The sequence below is a fragment of the Mycolicibacterium tusciae genome, assembly GCF_002086795.1.
In the GTDB taxonomy this organism is placed as follows: Bacteria; Actinomycetota; Actinomycetes; order Mycobacteriales; family Mycobacteriaceae; genus Mycobacterium; species Mycobacterium tusciae.
Genome location: NZ_MVIM01000022.1, coordinates 49739 through 63856, shown reverse-complemented (window position 1 = coordinate 63856; position 14118 = coordinate 49739). Strand labels below are relative to the sequence as shown.

Below are 14118 nucleotides of genomic sequence, written 5' to 3'. Positions count from 1 at the left end.
GGCTCTGCGCTCGTCGGAGCCACGCCGTTGACCTGCGCTGTTGTCGTCATCACACGGGAAATCGATCAAGATCGTTCAGGTGTTACGCGGGATCGCCAGGTCAGGGTGATCCCGTGAGCCGCGAGCCAGCGGTCCAGGTCGTAATCGTTTCTGGAGAGCCCGTCCATGGTCGACACCGCCGTCTGAATTGCCTGTTCAGCGGCCTCGGGCGACAGCAGGCGGTGTCTGACCGCGGTGAGCAGCTCGTCGACGTCGGCCAGGTCGAACCCGATGCCGGTGCGCACCATCAGATCCAGATAGTGGTCCTCGGCCTGCCAGACCGTCTCACTCGGCGTGAAGAGCCCGATATCGAGGTAGTAGTCCTGATCGCGCTCATAACCGGGGTTGAAATGAAAGACCGTGGCGCGCAGCCCCAGCGCCGGAAGCAGCCACGACTCCAGATAGTGGAATTGTGCGCGGCCCGGCGCGGGGCGGGCCATGTACAGACCCCACGGCTCGACGGTGTACGTATCGACGGCCCGCACGATGCCTTTCGGATCGGTGTTGGTGCGAGCCAGCAGGTCGAACGTCTCGTGTTTGGGAGGATGGATGCGACCAGCCTACGTCGGCCAGGGCTGCGGAACAGAACATGTCGGTGCGGGGTTCTACCCTGGTGAATATGGCTTTCGCTACTGAACACCCGGTGCTGGCGGTCTCGGAGTACCGTCCTGTCGACTCGATCGTGCGCGCCGGCGGCCGGTTCGAGGTCGTCAGCGAGCACCAGCCCGCGGGCGATCAGCCGGCGGCGATCCAGGAGCTCGAGCGCCGGATCGAGGCGGGCGAGCGCGACGTCGTGTTGCTCGGCGCCACCGGTACCGGTAAGTCGGCGACGACGGCGTGGCTCATCGAGCGTCTTCAGCGGCCCACCTTGGTGATGGCACCCAACAAGACACTGGCCGCCCAGCTGGCGAACGAGTTGCGGGAAATGTTGCCGCACAACGCTGTTGAGTATTTCGTTTCGTACTACGACTACTACCAGCCCGAGGCGTACATCGCGCAGACAGACACTTACATCGAGAAGGACAGCTCGATCAACGACGACGTGGAGCGATTGCGGCACTCGGCGACGTCGAGTCTGCTGTCGCGTCGTGACGTGGTTGTGGTCGCGTCGGTGTCGTGCATCTACGGTCTTGGCACTCCGCAGTCCTACCTGGACCGGTCGGTGGAACTGCAGGTCGGCCAAGAAGTTCCCCGTGACGCGTTGCTGCGGTTGCTGGTCGACGTCCAGTACACCCGCAACGACATGGCGTTCACCCGCGGCTCGTTCCGCGTCAGGGGCGACACGGTCGAGATCATCCCGTCGTACGAGGAGCTGGCGGTGCGCATCGAGTTCTTCGGCGACGAGGTCGAGGCGTTGTACTACATGCACCCGCTGACCGGCGACGTCGTGCGCCAGGTCGACTCGCTGCGCGTCTTTCCGGCCACCCACTACGTGGCGGGCCCCGAACGCATGGCGCATGCGATCTCCACGATCGAGCAGGAACTCGAGGAGCGGCTGGCCGAACTGGAAGGCCAGGGCAAGCTGCTCGAGGCCCAACGGCTGCGGATGCGCACCAACTACGACGTCGAGATGATGCGCCAGGTCGGCTTCTGTTCGGGCATCGAGAACTACTCGCGCCACATCGACGCCCGGCCGGCGGGTTCGGCGCCTGCGACGCTCCTGGATTACTTCCCAGAGGACTTCCTGCTGGTCATCGACGAGTCGCACGTGACCGTGCCCCAGATCGGCGGGATGTACGAGGGCGACATGTCGCGCAAGCGCAATCTCGTCGACTTCGGGTTCCGGCTGCCCTCGGCCGTGGACAACAGGCCGCTCACGTGGGAGGAGTTCGCGGACCGGATCGGGCAGACGGTGTATCTGTCGGCGACACCCGGACCGTACGAGCTGAGCCAGAGCGGTGGCGAGTTCGTCGAACAGGTAATTCGGCCGACGGGCCTGGTCGATCCCCAGGTGGTGCTGAAACCGACCAAAGGTCAGATCGACGACCTGATCGGCGAGATCCGCAAGCGCACCGAACGTGACGAGCGGGTGCTCGTCACCACACTGACCAAGAAGATGGCCGAGGACCTGACCGACTATCTGCTCGAGATGGGCATCCGGGTGCGCTACCTGCACTCAGAGGTCGACACACTGCGTCGTGTCGAGCTGTTGCGCCAGCTGCGGCTCGGCGACTACGACGTCCTCGTGGGCATCAATCTGCTCCGAGAGGGTCTCGACCTGCCGGAGGTGTCGTTGGTGTCGATCCTCGACGCCGACAAGGAAGGCTTTTTGCGGTCGACCCGCAGCCTGATCCAGACCATCGGTCGCGCGGCGCGCAACGTGTCGGGCGAAGTGCACATGTACGCCGACAAGATCACCGACTCGATGCGCGAGGCGATCGACGAGACCGATCGGCGCCGGGCCAAACAGGTCGCCTACAACGAAGAACACGGCATCGATCCAAAGCCGTTGCGTAAGAAGATCGCCGACATCCTCGACCAGGTTTACCGTGAGGCCGACGATGTCGAGATCGGTGGCTCCGGCCGCAACTCGTCACGCGGCCGTCGCGCGCAGGGTGAGCCGGGCCGCGCCGTCAGCGCAGGCATCATCGAGGGGCGCGACACCACCAATATGCCGCGCGCCGAGCTGGCAGACCTGATCAAGGATCTGACCGAGCAGATGATGGCCGCCGCGCGCGATCTGCAGTTCGAGTTGGCGGCCCGAATCCGCGACGAGATTCACGATCTGAAGAAGGAATTGCGCGGTATGGATGCCGCGGGTTTGAAGTAGTCGGCAGTGCGCGTTCGAAATACTTGACCTCAACGACGGTTGAGCTCTTAGCGTGAGCGGCGTGACTGTGACCGCGGCGACTGCTACCGGCGGCTGGCGTGAGCTGTTGGGCCCGAAGAATCTCGGGGCCTCGACGGTGTTGGCCGGCGGCGTCGCGCTGTACGCCACCAACGAGTTCCTCACCATCAGCCTGCTGCCCAGCACGGTCGCCGACATCGGCGGCCAGCGGCTCTACGTCTGGGTCACCACCGTGTACTTGGTCGCCTCGGTCGTGGCGGCGACCACCGTCAGCGCTGTGCTCGCGCGGGTGGGTCCGCGGTGGGCCTACCTTTGCGGCCTCGCGGTGTTCGCGCTGGGCAGCCTGTTCTGCGCGTTGGCGCCCACAATGGAGCTGCTGCTCGTCGGCCGAGTAATTCAGGGCGCCGCGGGCGGCCTGCTCGCAGGGCTCGGCTACGCGGTGATCAATTCGACGCTGCCACAAGCATTGTGGACCAAGGCGTCGGCCCTGGTGTCGGCGATGTGGGGTGTCGGTACCCTGCTCGGCCCTGCGGCCGGCGGCCTGTTCGCACAATACGGTTCGTGGCGTTGGGCTTTCGGCGTGCTCGTCGTGCTGGCCGTCGGGATCGCTGTGCTGGTGCCGTTCGCGCTGCCCGCCCGGACGGATGTCCCGGTACGCGACCGGATTCCGGTGTGGTCGCTACTGCTGCTCGGTTCGGCGGCCCTGGCGATCAGCGTGGCCGGGGTTCCGCGGAACGTGTCCTGGACCGTCGCTCTGGTCGTGCTGGGCGCGGTGCTGGTCGCGGTGTTCCTGATCGTCGATCGTCGTGCGAGCGCGGCAGTGCTGCCGCCCACGGCTTTTCGGCCCGGCCCGCTCAAGTGGATCTATCTCACCCTCGGCATGTTGATGTCCGCGACGATGGTCGACCTGTACGTGCCGTTCTTCGGTCAGCGGCTGGCGCACCTGGCACCCGTCGCGGCGGGATTCCTCGGTGTGGCGCTGGCGGTCGGGTGGACGATGAGCGAGATCGCCAGCGCGTCGGTGACCAGGACGAAGATCGTGGTGCGCATCGTCGCGGTCGCGCCGCTGGTGATGGCGACCGGACTGGCGCTGGCCGCGGTGAGTCAGGTCCAGGACGCATCGGCAGGCGTGATCGCGGTCTGGGTGGCCGCGCTGTCGCTGACGGGCATGGGGGTCGGGATGGCGTGGCCGCATCTGTCGGCGTGGGCGATGGGCAGTGTTGACGACGCGAGTGAGGGCGGCCGCGCCGCGGCGGCGATCAACACCGTGCAGCTGATCTTCGGAGCGTTCGGCGCCGGAGTGGCGGGCATCGTGGTCAACGCCACCGATCACGGGGATGCGACGGCGGCGCGCTGGCTATTCGTCACGTTTGCCGTGCTGGCCGCGGTCGGCGTTCTCGCGTCTACGAGAAGTGGTAGTCGGACAGGTCGATCGACACCATGAGTTGGTCGAACATCGGCCGGCCATCGTCGCCGCAGAGGTAGGCGCGTCGCTTGGTCGGCATCATGACACCGTCGGCTTCGACGTAGTCCGAGATGTACTGAATCGCCGAGAAACTGCCGGCGATTTCGACGCGGTAGTCGTGGCGCGCCAGCAAAAGGTCGGGTCCGAAGTAGAACTCCTGAAGCGTGCTGTGACTGACGAAACCGGCCGGGAATGTCACCTGCAGGCCGGTCAGTGCTCGGCCGTCATCGTCGATCGGGTCGAGTTCGCGCACGGTGTACCCCGGCAGCGCCAAGAGAAACGGACTCGTCAGGTACGTCCACAGTGCGTAGCCGTTGAAGTAGGCCCGCTGCAACGGATTCCACGGTGTGTGGAGGTCGTCGCCTTCGAATGACGCCTCGGGGTTCATCAGTTCGGCCACCACCGCGCCGTCGAGTCTCTCGATCGCTATCCGCTCGGGTGTGAAATCGGTTTTCTGGTCGTCCGCACCGAAGGGTTGCACCGAGGCCCATTCATGTTGCAGCGCCGCGGTCATTCGGCGAGGTGTCGGGTCCTGGGGTTGGCCTTTCATCTCGAACATCAGTCCGCCGCTGACGATCGTGGCCTCGACGCGACTGAACCGCCGCCACACGTCCAGTCCGCCGTGCGCGTCGAGCACTCTGGCCAACAGACTCGTCATAGGACCGGCAACAGCTGCCGCAGGATCGTGGCCGATGTCGCCGAAGCCTGGTCGACGAATGCGGTGAAGTCGAAAAGCGCATTCCCGCCGGCGAGGTCGGATAGCGCGCGGATGACCAACCAGGGAAGTCCGAACGCCTCGCAGACTTGCGCGACCGCTCCGCCCTCCATTTCGATCGCCCTGCCTCCGAACTCGGCGAGCAGCCACTCCCGCGTCGAATCGCAATTCAGATACTGGTCACCGGTAAGGACTGTGCCGTAGACGATTTGACCGGGGACCGACATGCCGGCGAGGCGGTCCTTGACCCTGCCGAGCAAGTCGGGATCCACCGGATAGCCGAGGCGATCGGTCTCGTTGATGATCGGCGCGTGGCCCGGTTGATAGGGGCGGATCTTCTCGTTCTCGAGGACACCGGCGTCGTGCTGGACGATGCGGTCGGCCACGACGACGTCACCGATCGACAGCGCCGGGTCGAGCCCGCCAGCAACACCGGAGAAAACGACTGTGCGGCAACCGAACCGGTCGGCCAGCAGCGTGGTGACGATCGCTGCGTTGACCTTGCCCATCCCGGACCCAGCCAACACGACGTCGTGGCCGTCGAGGACGCCGGTGACGAACCGGGTGTGCGCCCTGGCCTCGGAGTGGGTTTCCGCCAGATCGCCGCGCAGCGCGTCGAGTTCCTGCGGGACGGCGCAGATGAGTCCGATGGTCACAGTGCATTCTGACGCGGTCTAATCGGGGTCGTCGTCGAACTGGTGGATTCCGATGACACCGTCGATTCCGGCCAGGACCATCGGCGCGTTCACGATCCCTCGGCCCGAGAGCGTCATCAAGACGCCGCCGTGTCCTGGGTCAGCCGACAGTTCCGCGCTGTCGGCTGCGAGGTCAGTGAGCTGCCATTGCCGTCGCTCGCACGCCTGTAGAAGGCGACTCATCACACCTTGGCCCTCCCGGTAGCTGACGTGCATGGTCACCGATCCGCTCAGCCGGGAGGTGAGCCAGCGGGCCAGCGGCAGGAAGCCGACGACGACGAGGAAATGCATGGCTGTCACGGTGACCGCAAGCAGAAGCAGACCGGACCCGGCCGCCATGCCGATCGCCGCGGACTCCCAGACTGCCGCCGCGGTGGTCAGCCCGTGTACCGAGCCTCGGCGGAAGATGATGATGCCGGCGCCGAGAAAGCCGATGCCCGAGACGATCTGGGCGGCGACACGGGACGGGTCGACGACGACGAGTCCGTCCTGCAGAACGTCCTGGAAGCCGTACTTGCTGACCAGCAGGATCAGGGCCGAGGCGGTGCCAACGATCGTCTGTGTGCGCACGCCGGCGCTCTTGCCCTGGAGTTCGCGTTCGAGACCGATCAGCGCCGTGAGCCCGAACGCGACGAACAACTCGACGATCTGGCGGGTGCCCTGCCCGGGACCGCCGAAGAACGGTGGATCGGCGGCGGCCAACAAGACATCCATCCGCACAAATTAACCCCGGGACCAGCGCGCTGACGGTCGGCGCGCCGTCGGTTCGCATCATCGCGATTGCAACGGTGCGCGTGGGTTCGAATCCCGTCACTCGCTCCAGGGAATCATGGTTAACATCTGAGCGTGGCCAAACTTGAGCTGTCGCGAGACCTGTCGTTGAGCCCCGATGACGCGTGGGTACATGTATCGGACCTCTCGACGCTCGGCGACTGGCTGTCGATGCACGAGGGCTGGCGTGGTGAGCTGCCGTCGGAGCTAGAGGTGGGCACGACGATTGTCGGGGTCGCCGGCGCGAAAGGCATGCGCAACCGCGTCAAGTGGACCATCCGTGAACTGGATCCGCCGCGACTCATCGCCATCACCGGGGACGGCGTCGGCGGAACGAAGTACGCACTGAAGATGACGGTGAAGCCGACGAACCAGGGGTGTTCGTTCACGATGAAGATGGAACTGGGCGGTGCGCCGCTGTTCGGGCCCATCGGAATGGCGGCGGTGCGGGCGGTGAAGGGCGACCTCGAACGGTCGATACGCAAGTTCGAATCGCTGTACGCCTGAATCTTTGCAGAAAGAATTTACCGCCCCGTCGCTCGCAAACCTGCTCAACCAATAACGCTGCGGCAGAATCACGTTCAGCGTACTCGGTAACACGGCGCCTCACGATTTGCTGAAAGTTTCGGCAGGCGGGGACCGACAGGGGCACCCGAACGGCAATCCGTACAGCGGTTAAGATCGTGTCGGGTCGGATAGCTGATAATGCAGAGGTTTGATCGTGAAGATGAAGAAGATCGGCGCCAGTGTGGCGTTCGTCGGGGCAATGGGGTTCACAGCAGCGGGGCTGAGTGCCGCCGTCGCCAATGCCGAACCGGCGGTACCGAATTCGTCGGGAATCACGTTGAAAATCGACAAGCCGCGCTGGCACGACCGACGCGACGATTACCGCGAATGGCGTGACGCACGATGGGACGGTCCTCACTACTACGGACCCTGCGGATGGGTACCACCGAACGTTTCGGGATGGGTGCCGCCCGCCGTCTGCTAGCGACGCAGCGAGTCGAATATCTCCCGGTAGTGCAGGTGTGCGACGAAGTGTCCGCCGTCGCGAATGTTCAGGGTCGCGTTCGGGATTCGTGATGCGAGGCGCTGCGGCCAACTCGGGTTGACCAGTTCGTCGTCAGTGCCCGCCCAGATGTCGACGGGTACGTCGAGGTCTTCGGGTGCAAACCCCCAGGGTCGCATCCATGCGCGGTACTCCTCGACGGCGCCTGCCGGTTGGCACATCGCTTCGCGCGACATTCTCGAGAATGTCCGGAACCCCTCGCCGCGGATGACGGCGCCGTCGGCCTGCCCCAAGTCGTGCGCGGCGAGGCGTCCGTACAGCACGGGGGCGAGCCGTGGCGCAAGCCCCATGATTCGAAACCACTGTCGCGCCAGCCACGGCGCACGCTCAGACATGCGGGTGAGGTATCGGTCCATCGCGGGCAGCTGGTCGAACACGCCGGATCCGGTCAGCGGCAGTGCCCCTGCGATGATCGCCACCCGGGTCACCCGGTGACGCAGGGCGTGTCCGACCGCCGCCGCGTACTGTCCGCCCATCGACCAGCCCATCACGGCGAACCGCTCCACCCCGAGTCGGTCGACCAATTCTTCGACATCGGATGCCCAGCTCAATGTGGTGCGCCCGGGATCGGGATCTGAGCGCCCGACACCGGGCCGGTCCGGTGAGATCAGCCGAATCCCGGCCGCTGCGGCGATGTCATCTGCCGATTCGACGTCGAGGCGGCAGGCAAGGCCACCGTGTGCGTTGACGACCGGGAAACCGTCGTGGATCCCGTACTCGGCGTAGGCCAGCAACCGCCCGTCCCGCAGCCGAGCCGTGGTCTCCATGCACTGATGATGTCCTAGGAGGCCAGCAGGTCGGCTGCGAATCGCAGATCCGACACCAGCGCGTCGAACGCCTCCTCGCGGTCCTCGGGACGGCCGCGCAGCACCGACGACGGGTGTGCGGTCGCCACGATCTGCGGATCGAACGCGACATCGTCGGAGTCGGGTAGGTGCAACACTTCGCCGCGATGGGCGGTGAGTCGAAATCCGCTGCCCATCAGCGATTGTGCGGCCGTCGCGCCGAGCAGCATCAGCACCTTGGGCTGCACGGCCATCAGCTCGGCGACCAGCCACGGCCGGCAGGCCACCACCTCGGTTCGACTCGGTGTCTTGTGGATGCGTCGCTTGCCCCGCTCGGGGAGCGTGAATTTGAAGTGTTTCACCGCATTCGTGACGTACAACCGATCTCGCTCCACGCCAGCCGCCGCCAGCGCCTTGTCGAGCAGCCTGCCTGCAGGCCCGACGAATGGCTCGCCTGCCCTGTCCTCCTGATCGCCGGGCTGTTCGCCGACCAGCATGAGATCCGCTGTCGCCGACCCGGCGCCGAACACCGTCTGGGTCGCGTCCAGGTACAGGTCGCAGCCCTTACAGCTGTGCGCGGCGTCCGCGAGTTCGTCCAACTTGAGGCTGTCGGGAACGAATTCGGCCGCGGTGTGCCCTGCCATGGCAAGCGATTACCCGCCCGTCGGTGCCGTAACCGTGCGGACCCCTTCGCATGTAGGCGGGGTCACGTCGGGACGACATCAGTGATGTTGCTTCCGCTCAAATGGCGAAAGACCAGGCTGATGCCACTCATGTGTGGTGATTCGCACCCATGTTCGCCGGAGGACGGGTTACTGTCTCGGGTGGCGCTGCAACCTACCTTGGGAGGGCACGAATGAGCGGCTACACGACCATCGTGGTCGGCACGGACGGATCGGATTCGTCGCTGCGCGCGGTGGAGAAAGCCGGCCAGATCGCCGCCGGGTCAGGCGCGACTGTCGTCGTGGCGACGGCGTACTTCCCCCAGAGCGAAGACCAGCGCGCGGCCGACGTGCTCAAGGACGAGGGCTACAAGATGTCGGGCAACGCCCCCATCTACGCGATTCTGCGCGAGGCGAAGGAGCGTGCGCATCAGGCGGGCGCCAAGAACGTCGAGGAGAAGGCGATCGTCGGCGCACCCGTCGACGCCTTGGTCGATCTCGCCGAAGAGGTCAAGGCCGATCTTCTGGTCGTCGGTAACGTCGGACTCTCCACGATCGCGGGCCGCCTGCTCGGCTCCGTGCCGGCCAACGTCGCTCGCCGGTCCAAGACCGACGTGCTGATCGTGCACACCACGCCGTAAGGATCAACACCGCCGCCACCACGATCGGCCAATGACCGAGCCGATCGTAGATGGTGACGCGCGAGTCCAACGGCACATCGACCACCAGTACACCTTGGTCGGACGCGGGCAACCGCCCGAGTTCACGGCCCCGCGCGTCGAATGCCGTACTGACACCGGATGTTCCGGCATGCAGGGCGGGATGACCGGTTTCGGCGGCGTGGACGGCGGCCATGCTCGCCAATTGCGGTTGCGCCCAGCTGCCTTGATAACTCGACGTCGAACTCTGATACGTCAAAAGCTCGGCGCCAAGGCGCACTACACGCCGCGGCAGATCCGAAAAGGTGGTCTCGAAGCTGATCAACGGCCCGACGGCCAGCTCCCCGGCGTGCAGTACCACCGGGCCGTCGCCGCGCCGGCGATCCTCACCGGCCGCCTTGGTATGACGGGTCGCCCAGCCGAATAGCGTTCGTAGCGGCACATATTCGCCGAACGGCACCAGCCGCGTTTTCGCATACGAGCCACGTGGTCCGTCGGACCCGATGAGCACCGACGATTTGTAGATCCCGCCGTCGGGAGCACGTGCGTCGACGTTCACCAACACGTCCGCGCCGACCCGGCGTCGCAGTTCGACGAGGCGCGCTGTGGCGTCCGGGTCGCTCGTCAGATCGACGCCCACACTGCTTTCACCCCAGACCACGAGATCGAGCTGCCTGCCGCGCAATTCCTCGGTCAATCGCTCGCTCGCCGCCTGACGTGCCGCGGCGTCGTCGATATCGCCCGGCTGGACGAGTGCTACCCGCACCGTCGGCCCCGCGCCGGGCGCCGGACCCAACCAGAACCACGTCGGGCCGAGGGCGAGGAGGGCAACCGGCAATGCTGCCGCACGCCAGGAGCGCAGCAGGATCGCCGCAACAATCGCGGTGTTGACGGCGACCACCAGGAAGCTGACGAGCCATACGCCGCCCACCGAGGCGGGTGCCAGCATCGCCGGCTGATTCCACTGTGACGCGCCGAGCGGCGCCCACGGTCCGCCGAACTGATGCCACGACCGCACCGCCTCGGCGAGCACCCAGGCAGAGGGGAGTACGACGACCGCGGCAAGCACCCGTCGCACCGCGGCCTCACCGGAAAGCAGCCGCTGCGCCGCGCAGCCCCACGGAAACCACAGCACGCCGACGACGAGCGCGACCACGACCACCAGCGGGCCTGCGCTCGGAAACAGCCAGTACTGGTTTGTCAGCACGAAACCGGCCATGCCGAACCAGGCACGTCCGCCGCCTTGTAGTGCGGATGGCGCCGCACGGACGATGAACAGCAGCGGGATCAGCCCGACCCACGCCAGCCACCACCACGACACTGCGGGGAAGGCGAGGGCGGGTAACGCGCCGGCGACCAGGGCCGCCGCGAGCCCGCGAGTCAGTTCAGGTGGCCTCAGTTAGCGGATGCCTTCGCGATGCTCGCGATCGCCTGATCCAGGGTTGCGTTGAATTCCTCGTCGCTCTGCTGCGCGGTCAGACCCTCGGTCAGCGCGCGCGAGAAGCTCGCGATGACGCCGGTGTTGCGGGCCAGCTTCTCGCAGGCCTCATCACGGGCGTAGCCGCCGGACAGCGCCACGACACGTAGCACCTTGGGGTGATCGACGAGCTCCCTGTAAAGGTTGTCGGTGTCGGGCAGCGTCAGTTTGAGCATGACCTTCTGGTCGTCGCTGAGCGCGTTCACGCCGGCCAACAGGGCGGCCTTGAGCTGCTCCTCGGCTTCGGCCTTCTTCGGGCTCTTGATGTCGACCTCGGGCTCGATGATCGGCACCAGGCCCTTCGCGAGGACCTGCCGGCCCACCTCGAACTGCTGGGCGACGACGGCGTCCAGGCCCGCGCCGGGCAGCTTGATGACCGAACGCTCCTTGGTGCCGAAGACGCCGTTGGCGACGGCGCGGTCCAGCAGATCATCGAGGCCGGGCATCGGCTTCATGGTCTGCGCGCCGTCCTGCTCGTCGTTCAGACCCTTGTCGATCTTGAGGAACGGAACGATGTTCTTGACGTTCCACAGGTAGTCGGCGGTCGGGCGGCCCTCGATCTGGCGGTCCATGGTCATCTCGAACAGGATCGCGCCCATGATGCGGTCGCCGTCGAAGGCCGGACTGGTGATGATGCGGGTCCGCATCTCGTGCACCAGGTCGAACATCTGCTCGTCGCCGGAGTACGCGTCCTCGCTGACGCCGTAGAGCTTCAGGGCCTTCGGGGTGCTGCCACCACTCTGATCCAATGCCGCGATGAACCCGGCGCCGCTCTGCGCCTTCTTTAGCTGTTCGCTGTTCATGTCTGCCCTTTCTGCTTCACAGGCAAATCTAGCGGGGGCCGGACCGCCGATCGTCAGCTGCCTCGCCGAAACTGGGGTCGATCCCAGTTCCGGGTGCCACACTCGAATTGGCGGAAGGGTCAATTATGACTGTGACGACGCATCCGGTTCGTATCGAGCGGCGCGAGAACGGCGTCCCACCGCCGCATGTACCGCTCGCCGATGTCGACCTCGGGTCACTGCAGTTCTGGGAGCGCGACGACGACCTACGCGACGGCGCGTTCGCGACGTTGCGAAGGGAGTCGCCGATCACCTTCTTCGATGTCCCCGAGGTCGCCGGGTTCGCGCCTGGGGCGGGGCACTGGGCACTGACGACCCATGACGACGTCCATTTCGCGAGCCGTCACCCGGAGATCTTCAGCTCCATCCCGACCAGCACGGCGCTGAACGATGTGCCGGCCGAGATCGCCGAGTTCGTCGGCTCCATGATCAGTCTCGACGACCCCCGTCATCTCCGGCTGCGCAAGATCGTCAATCGCGCGTTCACGCCGAAAGTGGTGGCCCGCATCGAGGACAGCGTGCGCGCGCGAGCCCGCACGCTGGTGGCGGATATGATCGCGAACCATTCCGACGCGCGCGCCGACTTCGTCGCCGAGGTCTCGGGTCCCCTTCCGCTGCAGATCATCTGCGACATGATGGGAATCCCCGAACAGGACGAGCAGAAGGTCTTCCACTGGACGAATGTGATGCTCGGCGTCGGGGACGACGAGGCGTCCGGAGAGTTCGACGAAGTGGTCGCGATCATCACCGAGATCGCCGAGTACGGCATGGCGCTGGCCGAGGAACGTCGCGCCCGACCCCAACATGACCTGACCACCAATCTGGTGCAGGCCGAGGTCGACGGCGAGCGTCTGACGTCGACCGAGATCGCGTCGTTCTTCATCCTGTTGTCGGCCGCGGGCAACGAGACCACTCGCAACGCGATCAGCCACGGCATGGTGGCGCTGACCCGTTACCCCGAGCAGCGTGACATCTGGTGGAACGACTTCGACGGCGTCGCCGCCACCGCGGTCGAGGAGATCGTCCGGTGGGCGTCGCCGGTTATCTTCATGCGGCGCAACCTGACTCGCGATATCGAGATGCGGGGCATTCCGATGAAAGCCGGAGCCAAGGTCTCGATGTGGTACAACTCCGCCAACCGTGACGAATCGAAGTTCGCCAATCCGTGGCTGTTCGACGTCACCCGCGACCCCAATCCGCATTTCGGTTACGGCGGCGGTGGCGCGCATTTCTGCCTGGGTGCAAACCTGGCCCGTCGGGAGATCCGGGTGCTGTTCGAAGAGTTGCACCGGCAGGTGCCCGATGTGGTCGCGGTCGAGGAGCCGGCGATCCTGCATTCCGCGTTCATCCACGGCATCAAACGGTTACCGGTCGCTTGGACGCCGCGAACCTGATCACAGCGTCGATTCGGCCCATTTCTGGTGGCCTTCATATTCCAGATCTGTCGCCGGCTCACGGTCTCGTGGATATTGCCTACCAACCCCGCTCGCGCCACTCGCCGAGATGCGGCCGCTCCGTACCGAGCGTGGTGTCGTCGCCGTGACCCGGATAGACCACCGTCGAGTCGTCGTAGACATCGAAAACGCGCCTGGTCACGTCGCCGAGCAGCTTCTCGAAGTCGCCTTCCTGCCAGGTCTTGCCGACACCGCCGGGGAACAGACAGTCGCCGGTGAACAGGTGCGTCTTGTCGTCGGCGCCGACGAGCGCCAGCGCCACCGATCCCGGGGTGTGACCCTGCAGGTGGATGACGTCGAAGGTGAGGCCGCCGACCTTGACGGTGTCGCCCTGGGCCAGGATCCGGTCGGGCTTGACCGGCAGCGCCTCGGCGTCGAGTTGATGGGCTGCGGTCGGCGCGCCGGTGCTCTTGGCCACCTGCTCGAGCGCCTGCACGTGGTCGAAATGCTGGTGGCTGGTGACGATCAGGGACAGCCTCGGCGCGAACCGCTCGATGAGTTCGAGCAGGATTTCGGGGTCGTTGGCCGCGTCGATGAGTAGCGTCTCGCCGGTCTGGGAACACGTCACCAGGTATGCGTTGTTATCCATCGGGCCCACCGAAACCTTGACGATCGATGCACCCGGAAGGGTGCGTCGAGCTGCGGTCTGCGCTTCGACATGTCCGGTGTAGTTGTCTTGGACGACGGTCATGGTCCT

General features: G+C 65.7%; 14 protein-coding genes and 1 pseudogene. 6 read left to right on the top strand and 9 right to left on the bottom strand.

What is annotated here, in order from left to right; all coding sequences use genetic code 11:
- Nucleotides 1-65: 65 nt before the first annotated feature.
- Entirely contained in the window at nucleotides 66-590 is a 525-nt protein-coding gene (locus BST47_RS27225; protein WP_207568711.1) for a ribonuclease FAU-1 family protein, read from the bottom strand.
- Between the two features lie 68 nt (nucleotides 591-658).
- Between BST47_RS27225 and uvrB the strand changes: the two genes are divergently transcribed.
- Entirely contained in the window at nucleotides 659-2809 is a 2151-nt protein-coding gene (gene uvrB, locus BST47_RS27220; protein WP_083128941.1) for an excinuclease ABC subunit UvrB, read from the top strand.
- Nucleotides 2810-2870: 61 nt separating this feature from the next.
- Complete coding sequence (locus BST47_RS27215) at nucleotides 2871-4271, top strand: MFS transporter (protein ID WP_083128976.1); 1401 nt, start codon at nucleotides 2871-2873, stop codon at nucleotides 4269-4271.
- On the opposite strand, the gene BST47_RS27210 is transcribed toward BST47_RS27215, so the two are convergent.
- From BST47_RS27210 to BST47_RS27200, 3 genes are read right to left on the bottom strand one after another with little or no spacing between them, the layout of a single operon-like run.
- A complete protein-coding gene (locus tag BST47_RS27210; RefSeq protein WP_083128940.1) occupies nucleotides 4231-4950 on the bottom strand; it encodes a hypothetical protein in 720 nt (239 codons plus the stop codon). The genes BST47_RS27215 and BST47_RS27210 overlap by 41 nt on opposite strands.
- Nucleotides 4947-5663, bottom strand: a complete 717-nt coding sequence (locus BST47_RS27205) for a 5'-methylthioadenosine/adenosylhomocysteine nucleosidase (protein WP_083128939.1) — start codon at nucleotides 5661-5663, stop codon at nucleotides 4947-4949. Before BST47_RS27205 ends, BST47_RS27210 begins: the two co-directional genes overlap by 4 nt.
- Nucleotides 5664-5681: 18 nt before the next feature.
- On the bottom strand, nucleotides 5682-6416 hold the full coding sequence (locus tag BST47_RS27200) for an MgtC/SapB family protein (RefSeq protein WP_083128938.1): 735 nt from the start codon (nucleotides 6414-6416) through the stop codon (nucleotides 5682-5684).
- Nucleotides 6417-6548: 132 nt separating this feature from the next.
- On the opposite strand from BST47_RS27200, the gene BST47_RS27195 reads away from it, so the two are divergent.
- A complete protein-coding gene (locus BST47_RS27195) occupies nucleotides 6549-6980 on the top strand; it encodes a type II toxin-antitoxin system Rv0910 family toxin (protein WP_083128937.1) in 432 nt (143 codons plus the stop codon).
- A 220-nt stretch (nucleotides 6981-7200) separates the two neighbouring features.
- Nucleotides 7201-7464 carry a hypothetical protein gene (locus BST47_RS27190; RefSeq protein ID WP_234809891.1) on the top strand — a complete coding sequence of 88 codons (264 nt, stop codon included), beginning with the start codon at nucleotides 7201-7203 and terminating at the stop codon, nucleotides 7462-7464.
- Here BST47_RS27190 and BST47_RS27185 read toward each other — a convergent pair.
- Both BST47_RS27185 and BST47_RS27180 read right to left on the bottom strand, forming a co-directional pair.
- On the bottom strand, nucleotides 7461-8309 hold the full coding sequence (locus BST47_RS27185; protein ID WP_083128935.1) for an alpha/beta fold hydrolase: 849 nt from the start codon (nucleotides 8307-8309) through the stop codon (nucleotides 7461-7463). The two genes, BST47_RS27190 and BST47_RS27185, sit on opposite strands and share 4 nt — an antisense overlap.
- 14 nt (nucleotides 8310-8323) lie before the next feature.
- Complete coding sequence (locus BST47_RS27180; RefSeq protein ID WP_083128934.1) at nucleotides 8324-8971, bottom strand: UdgX family uracil-DNA binding protein; 648 nt, start codon at nucleotides 8969-8971, stop codon at nucleotides 8324-8326.
- Nucleotides 8972-9183: 212 nt separating this feature from the next.
- On the opposite strand from BST47_RS27180, the gene BST47_RS31350 reads away from it, so the two are divergent.
- A complete protein-coding gene (locus BST47_RS31350) occupies nucleotides 9184-9630 on the top strand; it encodes a universal stress protein (protein WP_107529106.1) in 447 nt (148 codons plus the stop codon).
- Here the strand turns inward: BST47_RS31350 and lnt are convergent.
- Nucleotides 9596-11008: pseudogene (gene lnt / locus BST47_RS27170) on the bottom strand (apolipoprotein N-acyltransferase); the annotation flags it as partial. The gene BST47_RS31350 and the pseudogene lnt sit on opposite strands and share 35 nt — an antisense overlap.
- 35 nt (nucleotides 11009-11043) lie before the next feature.
- Nucleotides 11044-11928 carry a fructose bisphosphate aldolase gene (locus tag BST47_RS27165; protein ID WP_083128931.1) on the bottom strand — a complete coding sequence of 295 codons (885 nt, stop codon included), beginning with the start codon at nucleotides 11926-11928 and terminating at the stop codon, nucleotides 11044-11046.
- 125 nt (nucleotides 11929-12053) lie between these two features.
- Here BST47_RS27165 and BST47_RS27160 point away from each other — a divergent pair, with 125 nt between their 5' ends.
- Nucleotides 12054-13361: a cytochrome P450 gene (locus BST47_RS27160; protein ID WP_083128930.1), complete on the top strand. Its 1308-nt coding sequence runs from the start codon at nucleotides 12054-12056 to the stop codon at nucleotides 13359-13361.
- Nucleotides 13362-13440: 79 nt separating this feature from the next.
- Here BST47_RS27160 and BST47_RS27155 read toward each other — a convergent pair whose 3' ends face one another.
- Nucleotides 13441-14112, bottom strand: a complete 672-nt coding sequence (locus BST47_RS27155) for an MBL fold metallo-hydrolase (protein WP_083128975.1) — start codon at nucleotides 14110-14112, stop codon at nucleotides 13441-13443.
- Nucleotides 14113-14118: the final 6 nt, after the last annotated feature.